The following is a 13,795-nucleotide window of genomic DNA, read 5'->3' as shown; positions in this document are numbered from 1 at the left end:
AATGTCGGTGAAATCGCCCGGAAAGGCGCGCCGGCTCTAAGGCTTGCAGAATTCTTGCGCCGCTGGCGATGACCATCCCGGGGGGCCTTGCCCGCTGAAAATTCTCGGCGCTGCCGGATTGTGTTTCCGCGCTCCGGCTCGGGGCGATCCGCCATCTGCTACCTCAAAATATAGGACAAGTTTCGAACTGTAGGCGTGTACCAGGAGGACGCCTACAGAGGCCCCCGATTCTGTACGCATCTTCCCGACCTTCGAGCCATCTGGGGCGACGTCCCTGGCCTGTCCACGTCTTCCCCGTCACTGGGTCCATGTACTCTGCGGGCCGCCCCGCAACTAGACGGTCGGAATGCCGACGAACGCCCCTCTGCTGTCTCTGACCGACCCTTCACAGTCACTTACTTGGCTTGTCCGAATGGCGGCAACGCATCAGAAAGCGGACCCATAAGTACGGTACGGAGCATGACAATGCAATCTTCTCGGCTAGTGCCAACGCGGCTTGGTATTTCACCCGACGTGGCACTATTATGTGACGCATATGATCATGGTATTGCAATGCGAGGCACCATGGAACTCAAGACGGCCCGGCTCACGATCCTGATCGACCCGAACAAGAAGGCAGCCTTCGAGTCCCTGTGCGCGCAGCAGGACCGGACGGCGTCGCAGGTGATACGTCAGCTCATTCGCGACTACCTGGCTCAGCACGGCGTTGAATATGTGCCCAGCGGCTTGAACCTGGACGAGGCGGTTGCGGGCAAGGCGGCCGGCGACAGCAGGCCTGCCAGGAAGAAGTCGTCGCAGCGCGAAACGACTGCGCCTGCCCGGCGGCGCACAGTTCGCCGCGGAGCCTGAGTCGTGCACGGCGTGCCTGCAGTCGGACAGTGGTTGTTGCTCGACTGGATGCTCGTCGTCGCGGCCGCCTGGCTGCTGGTCGGGGCTGCGGGCGTGCTCGCACTGCACCATCTGGCGCTTGTGTCGCGCCTGCTCTTTCCGCTCGGCGGTTTGCTCGGGCTGGTGCTTGGCGCACTGGCTCTTGCCGCGCTAGGCGGCAGCGCCGAAGTGGCAGTACTGCCGATCGGGCTGCCGGGCCTGCCTTTCCATCTTCGGCTCGATAGTCTGTCCGCTTATTTCCTGATGGTGATCGGTGCCGCGGCGGCTGGAATTTCCGCGTTTGCGGCTGGCTACTTTCGCCAGGGCGAGGGCACACCGCCCGGACTGCTATGCCTGGAGTACCACCTGTTCCTGGCCAGTATGGCTGGCGTCGTGCTGGCCGACGATGCTTACGCGTTCATGGTGATGTGGGAAACCATGGCGTTGTCATCGTTCTTCCTGGTGACCGCAAACCACCGTATCGCTGAAGTCCGCAGTGCCGGCTACCTGTACATCACCATGGCACACATCGGTGCCATCGCAGTCCTGTTGTGCTTTGGCGTCCTGCAGGCCAACACCGGCGACTATACCTTCGCGAACATGCGAGCCCAGGCGCTGACGCCGTTCTGGGCGTCGGTGGCGTTCCTGCTTGCAATGTTTGGCTTTGGGACCAAGGCTGGTTTGCTGCCATTGCATGTGTGGCTACCTGAAGCGCACCCTGCCGCACCGTCTCCGGTGTCGGCAATGATGAGCGGCGTTATGCTCAATACAGCCATTTATGGTCTCTTGCGCGTGGTTTTTGACCTGACGCACGTGCATCTGTGGTGGTGGGGTGGGCTGCTGTTGGCGTTCGGCCTGGCGACCGCGCTGTACGGCGTGGTGTTTGCTGCGGTCCAGACCGACATGAAGCGGCTGCTGGCTTACTCGTCGATAGAGAACATGGGTTTGTTGTTCGTCGCCATCGGCCTCACGCTGATTTTTTCGGCCTACGGCATGAAGCCATTGGCCGCGCTGGCCTTGACCGCCGCGCTCTACCACGTGGCCGGCCACGCCTTCTTCAAAAGCCTGCTTTTCCTTGGTACTGGCAGCGTATTGCATGCCACCTCCGAGCGCAGCCTCGGCAAGCTGGGAGGGCTGATACGGCCGATGCCATGGGTGGGCTGGCTCACGCTGGTGGGCGTGCTGACTAGCGCCGGCCTGCCGCCGCTGGGCGGCTTTGTCTCGGAGTGGTTGCTCTTGCAGAGCTTTCTGTTCACAACTGGCCTGCCGGTGCCGTTGTTGACCATGCTGATCCCAGTTGTGGCAGCGTTGATTGCGTTGGTGGCGGCCCTGGCCGGCTACACGATGGTCAAGTTCTTCGGCGTGATCTTTCTCGGCCTGCCGCGCGAGCCCAGGCTCAGTGGCGCGCGGGACGCGGGCGGCTGGGAGCGTGCCGGCATGCTATGGCTGGCGCTTGGAAGCGTCGCGCTGGGGCTATTGCCATCACAGTTCATCCGTTTGATCGATGCGGTGACGCAGCAACTGGTCGACAGTGGTCTCGGCGCACGCGTCGCGACGAGTGGCTGGCTGCTCGCACCGATCAGCCCGGAGCAGGCCAGCTATGGTCCGATCATCTTCCTGCTCGGTATCCTTGCCAGCTTCGCGCTTGCTTATCTACTTGTGCGCGGCTTCTACCATGGCCGGCTGCGCAGGAGTGCAGCATGGGCCTGCGGCTTCCCGTGGGGTACCGCGCGCATGCAGGACACCGCGGAGGGCTTCGGCCAGCCGATTCGGCAGATCTTCGAGCCCTTCTTCCTGATTCGCCGAGACCTGCCGACTCCGTTCGACGAACACCCGCAATATCGCGTGACGGTGGCGGACCAGTTCTGGCGCTGGCTGTATATGCCGGTTATCGGGCTGGCCTCGTTCCTGGCGCGAGTGCTTGGCGTGATTCAGCAGGGGCGGATTTCCGCGTACCTGCTGTACAGTTTCCTGACGTTGATTGCCGTGCTGCTGGCGGTAATGCAGTGAGGCGATACCGATGAGCGCAACTGGCCTGCTGTCGCAACTGCTGGAGATCGTGATCTCGATTGCCCTGGCACCGCTGCTTCTGGGCTGGGTCAATGCGTGGCGTGCCTGGCTGCAGAATAGATCTGCGCCAAGCCTCTGGCAGCCCTATCGCATGCTGCACAAGCTGTTCAACAAGGAATCGGTGATGGCCGACAATGCCTCGCCGCTTTTCCGTGCTACCCCCTACGTGGTATTTGGCTGCATGGCGCTGGCGTGCTCCATCATCCCTACCTTGTCCACCGACCTGCCACTGGCACCGGCCGCCGACGCCATCGCCCTGGTGGGCCTGTTCGCGCTGGCACGGGTGTTCATCTCGCTGGCCGCAATGGATATTGGCACCGCTTTCGGCACGATGGGCGCTCGCCGCGAGATGCTGATCGGCTTCCTGGCGGAGCCGGCCTTGTTGATGGTGCTGTTCTCGGCGTCCCTGATCTCCCGCTCGACCTCGCTCGCCACCATGGTCGAGACGCTGGCGCATCGCGAGTTGGCGATCTATCCGGGCATGGCCTTCGCCGGCGTCGCGTTCACCATGGTGTCGCTGGCCGAGAACGCGCGCGTGCCCGTGGACAATCCCGCTACCCACCTGGAACTGACCATGATCCATGAGTCCCTGATCCTGGAATACTCGGGTCGACATCTGGCGCTGCTTGAGTGGGCAGCCAGCCTGAAGCTGTTTGCCTACTCCTGCATCGGGCTGGCACTGTTCATCCCCTGGGGCGTGGGCGAGGCAGACGCACCGCTGTCAATACTGCTGGCATTGCCGGCGCTGGTGCTCAAGCTGACGTTGGGCGGGTTCTTGCTGGCGGTGCTGGAGACGGCCAACGCCAAGATGCGGATCTTTCGCGTGCCAGAGTTTCTCGCCACCGCCTTCCTGCTGGCAGTGATCGGCCTGCTGGTGCATCTGCTTCTGGTCCACTGATATGAGCGCGCTGCTGACTCAGTTCGTCAACCTGCTTGGCGCGGTGCTGTTGATACTTGCCTTTGCGATGATCTCGCAGCGCCGCATCCTGTCGCTGATTCACCTGTTTACGCTTCAGGGCATGACATTGGCCCTGGCGACGGCGGTGGTCGGCTATGTCACCACCCAGCCGCACCTGTACCTGTCGGCGGCGCTCACGCTGGTGCTCAAGGTGCTGTTGATTCCGTACCTGCTGCACCGGATCATCGACCGGTTGCAGATCCGCTGGGATATTGAAACGCTGATCAATATTCCCACCATCATGCTGATTGGCATCCTCGTGGTGATCTTCGCGTTCAATTTGGCCATGCCGATCTCGCAAATGTCGCTCAAGCTGGCCAGCGGCACGCTCGGCATCGCGCTGGCTTGCGTGTTGCTGTCTTTCCTGATGATGATCACGCGCTCCAAGGCTGTGCCGCAGGTGATCGGTTTCCTGTCGATGGAAAACGGGCTGTTCTTTGCCGCCACTGCGGCCACCTACGGAATGCCGATGGTAGTCGAGCTGGGTATTGCACTGGATGTCCTGATCGGGGTGCTGATTCTGGGCGTGTTCATGTTCCAGATCCGGGCGCAGTTCGACAGCCTGGACATCCGGAATCTGGAGCAACTGAAGGAGGATTGACGTGACGGCGCTCGCGCTCCTGCTCGCAACTCCGCTCGCCGGCGGCATGGTGCTGGCGCTTTTCGGGCATAGCGATCGGGCACGCGACATCAATGTTGCGTTCAGCCTGGGCACCTTCGCTGCGGCTTGCGTACTGGCGGTGACGGTCGTCTCGGATGGGCCCTTGCTGGTGTGGCAGCGCGAGTTCTACATCGACTCCCTGAACGTCTTCCTGGTGGCGCTGACCGCCTTTGTCGGGTTTACCACCTCGGTTTTCTCGCGGCCATACATGCGAGTGGAACGCGATCACGGCAAGATGACGCCGCCCCGCCTGCGCCTGTACCACAGCATGTACCAGTTGTTTACGTTCACGATGCTGCTGGCGCTGACCACTAACAATCTCGGCATCCTGTGGGTGGCAATGGAAGCCGCCACCCTGACAACGGTGCTATTGGTTAGTGTCTATCGCACCGCGGCCAGCCTGGAAGCAGCGTGGAAGTACTTCATCCTGTGCGGGGTCGGTATCGCTCAGGCGCTGTTTGGGACGGTGATGCTCTATATGGCAGCGGAGAGAGTGGTCGGTGCCGAGGGCGGCGCGTTGCTGTGGACCAGCCTCGATGCGGTAAAGGGGCAATTGGACCCCAATATCATCACACTGGCCTTCGCTTTTCTCTTCATCGGCTACGGCACCAAGGTGGGGTTGGTTCCACTGCACAACTGGCTGCCCGATGCGCATGCAGAGGGGCCGACGCCGGTGTCTGCCGTGTTGTCCGGCCTGCTGCTCAATGTCGCACTCTACGCGGTGCTGCGTTGCAAGATGCTGACGGACGCGGCGGTGGGCAGTCATCTTACCGGCTACCTCATGATGGGATTTGGCCTGCTCTCGGTAGTGACGGCCGTGTTCTTCGTGATTCGTCAGCGCGACGTCAAGCGCATGTTCGCGTATTCGTCGATCGAGCATATGGGCCTGATTACCTTTGCTTTCGGCATGGGCGGGCCGATCGCCAGTTATGCCGGTCTGCTGCACATGACGATGCATTCGCTGGTCAAGTCGGCGATCTTCTATGCCGTCGGTCATGCCGCACAGAAGGCGGGTACGCAGATCATGGACGACATCCGCGGACTGATTCGCGTCAGTCCCACGGTGGGTTGGGGCCTGATGCTGGGCGCGCTGGCCATCCTCGGCATGCCGCCGTTCGGTGTATTTGCCAGCGAATTCCTGATCGTCACCACCGCCATGCGCGAGCATGCGTGGGCGACGCCGTTCCTGTTGATCGCGCTCGGCGTAGCCTTCGCATCGATCTTCAGTCGCGTGCAGCCAATGGTGTTCGGCGACACCGAGCTCAAGCCACTGGCGCATCCGCCGGCGTTGGTCCCGGTGTTCCTGCATCTTGGGCTTGGGCTGGTGGCAGGGCTCTATATTCCGCCTTATCTCGATGGCTGGTACAGGCAGGCGGCCGCAATGCTGGGGGGATGAACCCATGACGCAACCTGATCTTGGTATCGAGCTTGAGCGCCTGCCGGCACCGTTGCCGATATGGTATGGGCGCGTTGGTCAGGATGCCTGGCTGGACATTGCACGTGCCGTGGCGAATGCGGGCGGACGCCTGGTAGCGGTATGGGGCGTGGAGCGCGACGAAGGAGCAAGTGCGACGGCATGTGCCGCCTATGCGCTGCCGCATGGGCTCGTCTGGCTCGAACTCCAGCGTGACAGTGCATGTGAGGTGCCCGATCTGGCGGGCATTTTTCCCTGTGCCGCCCGGATGCAGCGCGCCATGACCGATCTGTCTGGCATCCCCGTGGAAGGGGCCCACGACTCCCGGCCGTGGCTTGACCATGGCCTGTGGCCGCAGGGGGCGCGTCCATTGCAACAAGGCGGGCCGGGGCACGCAAACACTGCAGGCATGCTTCCCGCCGCCTACGCGTTTGTCCGCGTTGAAGGGGATGGCGTGCATGAGATCGCGGTGGGGCCAGTGCACGCGGGCATCATCGAGCCCGGACATTTCCGCTTTTCCGTGGTCGGAGAAAAGGTACTGCGGCTGGAAGAGCGGCTGGGTTACACGCACAAAGGGATCGAGCGGCGATTTGCCGAACTCGCACCGACCGAAGCCTATCGGTTGGCAGGCCGGGTGTCGGGTGATTCCACGGTAGCGTACGCCTGGGCCTACTGCATGGCGCTCGAATCGGCATGCGGCGTCACGCTGCCGGCGCGCGCTGGGTGGTTACGCGCGCTGATGCTCGAGCGCGAGCGGGTGGCCAACCACCTGGGCGACCTCGGCGCGCTGGGTAATGATGCTGGACTGGCATTTGGGCTCGCGCAGTTTTCGCGCTTGCGCGAGGACTGGCAGCGCTTGTCGGGGGAAGTATTCGGCCATCGCCTGATGATGGATGTGGTGGTGCCGGGCGGGGTGGCGATCGACGTGTCGTCAGACATGCAAGAGCGCCTGTGCCGGCAGTGCGACGACATTGAACGGGAGCTGCGCGCGCTGCGTGCCATTTACGAAGAGCATGCCGGTCTGCAGGACCGCTTTCTCGGCACCGGCCGGATCCCTCCGTCGCTGGCAGCCCAACTCGGGCTCGCGGGATTGGCGGGCCGTGCCAGCGGCCAGGCTGCGGACCTGCGCTGCGAACACGCGTGGTTGCCCTACGAAAGCCTGGCCGTGAGGATCGTCACGCATAGTGTCGGCGATGTGGCTGCACGCGTGGCGGTACGCTTTGACGAGGCCCTTGAATCGCTACGGCTGATTCGCGCAATCTGCGCCGGACTGCCAGACGGGGCAACTTGCGGCGCGCTGCAGTTACCGGGCAACGGCGCCATTGGCGCAGGGTGGGTGGAAGGGTGGCGTGGCGAAGTCCTCGTCGCGCTCGAACTCTCGGCTGACGGCCGCATCCTGCGCTGTCATTGCCACGACCCATCGTGGCAGAACTGGCCGGCGCTTGAGCACGCCATCATCGGCAACATCGTTCCGGATTTTCCGCTGATCAACAAGTCCTTCAACCTCAGCTATGCGGGGCACGACCTCTGATGTGGCGAATACTGAAGCAGATCGCGCGTACTGGAATTCTTACCGAGCCTGCGCCGCACGGCGGTGTCGATGACACCGCGATGGCCCGCATTCACGAGGATCTGCTTGAAATCCTCGGTCGTGCGCTGACTATCCGTCAGGTCGATGCGGGCTCCTGCAATGGCTGTGAGCTTGAAATCCACGCGCTGGGGAATCCCTACTACAACATCGAAGGACTCGGCATCAGGTTCGTCGCCAGCCCGCGACATGCCGATATGCTGCTTGTAACCGGACCTGTCTCCCGCCACATGGAGGAAGCCTTGCGGCGCACCTACGAGGCTACGCCCGGACCAAAACTGGTGGTTGCCGTGGGCGACTGCGGGTGTACTGGTGGCATCTTCGGCGAAAGCTACGCGAGTTGCGGCCGCGTTGCCAACGTCATTCCGGTGGACGTCATGGTGCCAGGCTGCCCGCCACCGCCGGTCGAAATCCTGCGCGGCATTCTCGGCGCGGTACGGCGCTATCGCGGTTGATCTGCCGCTGTCGCACAGCCATTACATATTGTCCTGTTGTGTCAGGCGATCTCCCCGACCTTGGGGCGGGTTGCATAGTCGACGCCGTGCCGATTCAGATACTCGCGAATGAGCTGCCGCACCACTTGCGACGGCGTTTGATCTTGCGCCGCGCAGAGTGACTCGAAGGCACTTTTCTTCACCGGATCGATCAGCACAGTGAGTCGGGCAGTCTTGGATTCCATGTGTGTTGGAGAAGTATTGTATGATAATAGCATTATCATAATATACAACTAGGCTGTGGCGTGTGAATCTCGTGAGGGGGGCTGGGGGAATTGACCTCGGTGTCTCGCCTCGGGGCTTCGGCGCCAGCGGTCCAGGGGTAGGGCCAAGCTTGAGGGTGCGGTGGTAGAAGCTACGATTGAGGTGACCTGCCGAGTTGGCTTGCAAGGCCGGGGCTCGGCACGGCTGGCCCATGCGGCCAATCAATTCCAGAGTGATGTACTGCTGGTCAACGATGTCTGCTTTGTGAACGCCAAGGACGTGATGCAGGTAATGCGGTTCTCCGCGCGCGCGGGTACCCGGGTGCGGGTGCAGGCCACCGGTCCGGATGAGGCTGCCGCCGTGAAGTTGCTGGCAACCCTGCTGGCAGCCTGAGCCACATGTAAGCCCAGACCGAGTATCAGATGAATTCCCAACGCGCCTCTGTCAGAGAATATCTACGGTTTCTTGCCACGGTCACCAAGGATGGGAAGCCAGTGGTGCTGGAGACAGAGCAGGCAATTTCGCTCCATTTCGACATGCATGCGACGCAGAGCTTCATGTCCGTGCGCGATCCCAACAAGCTGGTGCTTGGCTACACGCGAACGATGATGAGCTTTCTGCTGCTGCAGCCGACGCCGTCGCGGATTTCCATGATCGGCCTGGGTGGCGGCTCCCTTGCCAAATACTGCTACCACCATCTTCCCACTACCAAGGTGGTGGCTATCGAGATTGATCCGGCGGTGATTGCCTTGCGCGACAGGTTCCAGATTCCTCCGGATGACGACCGATTCGAGGTCATCTGCGCGGATGGCGCCGAGTATGTCAGAGGCCAGGACGCACGTCCGGATGTCATTCTGGTGGATGGGTTCCTGGCACGCGGCATGCCTGCGCAACTTGGAACCGTGGCGTTCTACTCGGCCTGCCACGCACGGCTTGCCGAGGATGGTGTCCTGGTCGCCAATTTTCTGGAGAACGACAAGGATATTCCCTTCTACCTGGAAGAAATTCGCGCCGTGTTCGGGGATGCGTTTTCGGTGTCGCTGACCGAGGACAGTTGCAATTACACGTTGATTGCGTGGAAGGGGGCGTGCAATCTCCCGTCGCTGGATACGCTGGTCACGCGCGCGCGCTTGCTCGAGACCACACATCCCCTGAACTTGCGCTCGGCGGCCGGCCGGCTGAAGCGAGGCAAACGCCTAGCCTCGGACGATACCTATTGGCAGCGGTTAACGAGATAGCCATGGTGCCCGCCGACCATGCCTCCACAAATGCCTGAGACCCTTTGCCCGTAAGGCGAGCATGCCAATCCCATACCTGCGCCGGCTGACGGGGAAAGACCGCAGTCCCGAAACTAACCTGCAACTGGCTCGCTATCTAGCCTTCGTCGCCGGGGCGACCAACGCAGGTGGCTTTCTGGCGGTGCAGCAGTACACCTCGCACATGTCCGGGATCCTGTCTGCCATGGCTGACAACCTGGCACTGGGCAGCCTCGGACTCGTGCTCGACGGTCTAGGCGCCTTGCTTTCGTTTCTGTCGGGGGCCGCTTGCTCGGCCGTGCTCATCAACTGGGGCCGCAGGGAGGAACTGCAAAGTACGTACGCCTTGCCACTGATGCTGGAGGCCGGGCTTCTGGTTTGCTTTGGGCTCCTCGGGGGCAATCTCGAGCATCACGAATGGCTATTCGTGCCAGCCACGGTGATGGTGTTGTGCTTCATCATGGGTTTGCAGAACGCCATGGTGACAAAGGTATCGAACGCCGAGATCCGGACGACGCATGTGACCGGCATGGTGACTGATATCGGCATCGAGCTCGGCAAGCTCTTCTATTGGAATCTCTCCAGGGCCGACTCTGAGAAGCCTCTGGTTCTCGCCAACCGGCAAAAGCTGCGTGTCCTGGCCACCCTTGTCGGCCTGTTTTTCTTCGGTGGCCTGGCTGGTGCGCTGGGATTCAAGCATGTGGGGTTCAGCGCCACGCTGCCGTTGGCGACCCTATTGATCGCGCTGGCTGTGGTACCGGTGCTCGACGACGTGAGGCTGCATGTCTGGCACCGGGATTTCCTCTCACGCATCGGTGCACGGGCACGCCAGTGGGCCCGCACGGTCAAGGCAGATGTCCACGCCATCTGGCTGGCCGCGCGGGACTCCCGCACGCCTTGGTACGCAAAGGCCCTTGCCTTGGTCGTGGCCGCCTACGCGCTATCGCCCATCGATCTTATTCCGGATTTCATCCCGGTACTTGGTTATCTGGACGATGTCGTGCTGGTTCCGCTGGGTGTGTTGCTCGTCATCCGCCTGATTCCCGCAGAAGTCATGGAGGAGCATCGCGCGGCGGCAAGAAGCGCCGCGCGTCGGCCCATCAGCAGGGCGGCTGCGGTGGTGATTATTGTGATCTGGACCCTTTCCGCCATTGGGGTCGCGCTTGTGCTCCCGCACTTGGCGGGTGGCTTTACCTTCCATGAATAGCACGCAACTTGAGCCCCTGGTCGCACTGGTGGCCCTCGGCCGCGAACGTGGGTTTCTGACACACGGCGAGATGAGCGACGCACTGCCTGACGGCGATGTCGGACAGATTCAGCGCGTGCTGGAAGAACTGGGCATTCCGCTCGTTGAGCGGGCGCCGGCCAACGAAACCGTCGGGCTCGAAGCGAGTGCGGACGCGCTGGTCATGGACGAAGCGGCCATCGAGGACGCTGCAGCGGCTGTCATGCAGAGCGATGGGCGAGCGACGCGCACGACCGACCCCGTACAACTGTACCTGCGTGAAATCGGGACGATCCCGTTGCTCACGCGCGACGAGGAGGTGGCGATTGCCAGGCGGCACGAAATCGCGGTGACCGAGAAGGTCGCTGAATTGGTGTCGTGTCCGCTTGTGGTCTCCGAATTGCTCGCGATGGCAGAGGAGATCGAGCGGGGCGAGATGAATGTCGAGGACCTCATCGACCATTGGGGAGGTACTGAGGCAAACACAGTCAATGGGCCAACGATCGGGCTGGATGAGGTTGATAGCGATGCTCAAGAGCCCAGCGATGCGAACATAGACATGGACGAGCCAGGCCCAGCGTCTACCAGGACGGCGGCCGCGCAATCGCCAACCATGATGCAGCGTGAGGCGCTGGCGCGACTGGCGACCATTCGGGCGCGGTTCGTCGAATGGTCAGCCTGTTTCGGCACGCGAGCAGCCACGCCGGACACCGCCAATGCGCTGATTGCGATCCGCCAGGAGTTGGCGGTCTTCCACTTCAGCGCCGCCGCTGTGGCTCGTCTCGGCCAGGTACTGTCCACCCGCGTCGACGCCATTCGACTGGCGGAACGCCGGATCGCCGGCATCGTCATCGATCGGTGCGGCGTCGCCAGAGAGCGGTTTCTACAGACCTTCCCGGGACACGAAACCGATCTCTGCTGGTCGGAGGCGCTGGCAGCACCACACATCAGTGGTAACGTGGATGCGCTGGCGCAAGCCATCCCGGAGATTCAGGCGATCCAGCGGGAAATGATTGCCCTGGAGCATCGCGCGGTCCTGTCACTGGGCGATCTGAAAGATCTTGGCCGGCGTGTCTCGAAGGCACGGGCGAGAGCCCGGGCAGCCAGAGACGAAATGATCAAGGCCAATCTCCGGCTCGTCGTTTCCAACGCCAAGAAGTACCTTCACCGTGGGATGCCGTTGCTGGATCTGATTCAGGAGGGCAATCTCGGTCTGATGCGAGCCGTGGATCGATTCGATTACCGTCGCGGCTACAAGTTCTCAACATATGCCACCTGGTGGATTCGTCAGGGTATTACCCGTGCGATTTCTGACAAGGGGCCGACTATCCGGATTCCGATTCACCTGGTCGAGGTTGTGAGCAAACTCAATCGTGCCTCACGCGAACTCTTCCATGAAACGGGGACGGCGCCGACCCCAGAGGCTCTGGCGAAGCGTCTTTCCCTTTCCGAGAAGAAGGTCAAGGCAATCCTGGATCTGGTCAAGGAACCCCTTTCGCTGGAATTGCCAGTGGGCGAAAGCGGGGATGCCCTACTGTGGGACACGTTGTCCGACGAAGGTTCATTCTCGCCTGAGGAGTCCGCCATGCGTGTAGCGCTCAGGGTTGACTTGGACGAAGCCCTGGCAACGCTGCCGCCCAGGGAAGCGAAGATCGTACGGATGCGATATGGCATGGATGCCGACACGGACTACACACTCGAGGAAATCGGCCAGCAGTATGGTCTTTCACGTGAGCGTGTACGCCAGATCGAGCGCCAAGCGCTGCGCAAGCTACGCCATCCCGAGCGCGCGCCTAGCCTGCATGCGCATCGCGATATCCATTAGGACCTTCGATTGCCTTCATTTCCACATGGTTACTGAAGGAGTGGCTGGCACCAATCAGAAGCCACGTATGCATGTCACCAGCAGACAGGATGACGCGCTGGACCGGCTGCGCCTGGCGCCGCGCGAAGATGGGCCCATTGACCCGGCGACGGGGCTGTATCGCTGAGCCTCACCGCGCGTCGCACTGGCGTGCCTGCTTCGTGCGCGGTGAGCCGGCTCTCTCTGGCTACTCGATCGACACGTTTCCTTCTTTCACCAGCACCGCAAACTTGCTTGTTTCGTCGCCAATGCGCTTGGCGAAAGCTTCCTGGGTACTTGGCATCGGCTCTGCACCGGCGGCGGCCATGCGTTGCTGGAATTCCGGCGAGTTCACGATCTTCACGATTTCGGCGTTGAGCCGCGCGACGATTGGCTTGGGGGTCGCGGCTGGCGCCAGCACGCCGAACCACGTGCCGATATCGAAGCCCTTGAGCCCGGATTCCTCCATCGTGGGCACCTCGGGCAACACACTGGAGCGCTTTGACGTGGTAACTGCCAGCGCCTTGAGCTTGCCGGCCTTGATGTGCGGCAGCACAGTAGTCAGTGTGTCGAACGACATCGTTACCTGGCCGCCTAGCAGGTCGGTAGTCAGTGGGCCGCTGCCCTTGTATGGCACATGCAGTAACTGGGTGCCGGTGGCCGCCTGAAACTGCGTGCCGATCAGATGCTGTGCGGTGCCATTGCCGTTCGAACCATAGGACAGCTCGAGCGATGCCTTCTTCGCCAGCGCGACCAGTTCCGCCACGTTCTTCACCGGTGTCTTCGCGCTATTGACGACCAGTACGTTGGGTACCATCGCCAACGTCGACACCGGAATGAGGTCCTTCTGGAAGCTGTAGGGCAGCTTCTTGTAGACGGATGTAGCGATCGTATGATGTACGGCGCCCATCAGCAGCGTGTAGCCGTCGGGCCTGGCCTTGGCGACATAGTCGGCGCCCAGAGTGGCTCCGGCACCCGGCCGGTTCTCGACGATGACGGGCTGGCCAAGGTTCTTCGACAACTGGTCGCCCAGCGCGCGGGCCAGGATGTCGGTGGTACCGCCGGATGGAAAGGGCACGACCAGGCTGATCGGCTTGGCAGGCCATTCCTGCGCCATCGTCAGTGACTGGCCACTGAGCCCGAGGACGAAAAGCGACAGGCCGCAGAGCCGGCGGATCGTCAATGGGTTGAACAATGGGTTGAAGTTGCGCATGG

The 13,795-nt window shown here is 62.0% G+C and carries 12 protein-coding genes and 1 pseudogene; 11 read left to right on the top strand and 2 right to left on the bottom strand.

What is annotated here, in order from left to right; all coding sequences use genetic code 11:
- Positions 1-564 precede the first annotated feature (564 nt).
- The 7 genes and pseudogenes from B552_RS29135 to B552_RS0104555 all read left to right on the top strand — a co-directional run.
- Positions 565-714, top strand: a pseudogene (locus B552_RS29135) (ribbon-helix-helix protein, CopG family); the annotation flags it as partial.
- Between the two features lie 138 nt (positions 715-852).
- Complete coding sequence (hyfB, locus tag B552_RS0104580) at positions 853-2,877, top strand: hydrogenase 4 subunit B (RefSeq protein WP_019447835.1); 2,025 nt, start codon at positions 853-855, stop codon at positions 2,875-2,877.
- 10 nt (positions 2,878-2,887) lie between these two features.
- Positions 2,888-3,835: an NADH-quinone oxidoreductase subunit H gene (locus B552_RS0104575; protein ID WP_019447834.1), complete on the top strand. Its 948-nt coding sequence runs from the start codon at positions 2,888-2,890 to the stop codon at positions 3,833-3,835.
- 1 nt (position 3,836) lies between these two features.
- On the top strand, positions 3,837-4,496 hold the full coding sequence (locus B552_RS0104570; RefSeq protein ID WP_019447833.1) for a formate hydrogenlyase: 660 nt from the start codon (positions 3,837-3,839) through the stop codon (positions 4,494-4,496).
- Between the two features lies 1 nt (position 4,497).
- On the top strand, positions 4,498-5,952 hold the full coding sequence (locus B552_RS0104565; protein ID WP_019447832.1) for a hydrogenase 4 subunit F: 1,455 nt from the start codon (positions 4,498-4,500) through the stop codon (positions 5,950-5,952).
- 4 nt (positions 5,953-5,956) lie between these two features.
- Entirely contained in the window at positions 5,957-7,501 is a 1,545-nt protein-coding gene (locus tag B552_RS0104560; protein ID WP_019447831.1) for an NADH-quinone oxidoreductase subunit C, read from the top strand.
- Positions 7,501-8,013, top strand: a complete 513-nt coding sequence (locus B552_RS0104555; RefSeq protein ID WP_019447830.1) for a formate hydrogenlyase — start codon at positions 7,501-7,503, stop codon at positions 8,011-8,013. Before B552_RS0104560 ends, B552_RS0104555 begins: the two co-directional genes overlap by 1 nt.
- Before the next feature lie 41 nt (positions 8,014-8,054).
- Here the strand turns inward: B552_RS0104555 and B552_RS0104550 are convergent, their stop codons facing one another.
- On the bottom strand, positions 8,055-8,237 hold the full coding sequence (locus B552_RS0104550; protein ID WP_019447829.1) for a hypothetical protein: 183 nt from the start codon (positions 8,235-8,237) through the stop codon (positions 8,055-8,057).
- Between the two features lie 160 nt (positions 8,238-8,397).
- Here B552_RS0104550 and B552_RS0104545 point away from each other — a divergent pair, with 160 nt between their 5' ends.
- From B552_RS0104545 to rpoD, 4 genes are all read left to right on the top strand, one after another.
- Complete coding sequence (locus B552_RS0104545) at positions 8,398-8,649, top strand: HPr family phosphocarrier protein (RefSeq protein WP_026035327.1); 252 nt, start codon at positions 8,398-8,400, stop codon at positions 8,647-8,649.
- A 29-nt stretch (positions 8,650-8,678) separates the two neighbouring features.
- On the top strand, positions 8,679-9,494 hold the full coding sequence (locus B552_RS0104540) for a fused MFS/spermidine synthase (RefSeq protein WP_026035326.1): 816 nt from the start codon (positions 8,679-8,681) through the stop codon (positions 9,492-9,494).
- Between the two features lie 61 nt (positions 9,495-9,555).
- A complete protein-coding gene (locus B552_RS0104535; protein ID WP_019447826.1) occupies positions 9,556-10,719 on the top strand; it encodes a DUF1275 domain-containing transporter in 1,164 nt (387 codons plus the stop codon).
- A complete protein-coding gene (gene rpoD, locus B552_RS0104530) occupies positions 10,712-12,562 on the top strand; it encodes an RNA polymerase sigma factor RpoD (protein WP_019447825.1) in 1,851 nt (616 codons plus the stop codon). The genes B552_RS0104535 and rpoD overlap by 8 nt, the downstream gene beginning before the upstream one ends.
- A 226-nt stretch (positions 12,563-12,788) precedes the next feature.
- On the opposite strand, the gene B552_RS0104520 is transcribed toward rpoD, so the two are convergent.
- Positions 12,789-13,793, bottom strand: a complete 1,005-nt coding sequence (locus B552_RS0104520; protein WP_019447823.1) for a tripartite tricarboxylate transporter substrate binding protein — start codon at positions 13,791-13,793, stop codon at positions 12,789-12,791.
- Positions 13,794-13,795: the final 2 nt, after the last annotated feature.

This window comes from Cupriavidus sp. BIS7, from assembly GCF_000292345.1.
In the GTDB taxonomy this organism is placed as follows: Bacteria; Pseudomonadota; Gammaproteobacteria; order Burkholderiales; family Burkholderiaceae; genus Cupriavidus.
The sequence above is the reverse complement of the archived record's forward strand: the minus strand, read 5'-3'. Positions and strand labels throughout refer to the sequence as shown.

Excerpts from the sequence above, each read along its gene's own strand:
- B552_RS0104575 (WP_019447834.1), top strand. The coding sequence starts at position 2,888 with ATGAGCGCAACTGGCCTGCTGTCGCAACTGCTGGAGATCGTGATCTCG.
- B552_RS0104570 (WP_019447833.1), top strand. The coding sequence starts at position 3,837 with ATGAGCGCGCTGCTGACTCAGTTCGTCAACCTGCTTGGCGCGGTGCTG.
- B552_RS0104560 (WP_019447831.1), top strand. The coding sequence starts at position 5,957 with ATGACGCAACCTGATCTTGGTATCGAGCTTGAGCGCCTGCCGGCACCG.
- B552_RS0104555 (WP_019447830.1), top strand. The coding sequence starts at position 7,501 with ATGTGGCGAATACTGAAGCAGATCGCGCGTACTGGAATTCTTACCGAG.
- B552_RS0104550 (WP_019447829.1), bottom strand. The coding sequence starts at position 8,237 with ATGGAATCCAAGACTGCCCGACTCACTGTGCTGATCGATCCGGTGAAG.
- B552_RS0104540 (WP_026035326.1), top strand. The coding sequence starts at position 8,679 with ATGAATTCCCAACGCGCCTCTGTCAGAGAATATCTACGGTTTCTTGCC.
- B552_RS0104535 (WP_019447826.1), top strand. The coding sequence starts at position 9,556 with ATGCCAATCCCATACCTGCGCCGGCTGACGGGGAAAGACCGCAGTCCC.
- rpoD (WP_019447825.1), top strand. The coding sequence starts at position 10,712 with ATGAATAGCACGCAACTTGAGCCCCTGGTCGCACTGGTGGCCCTCGGC.
- B552_RS0104520 (WP_019447823.1), bottom strand. The coding sequence starts at position 13,793 with ATGCGCAACTTCAACCCATTGTTCAACCCATTGACGATCCGCCGGCTC.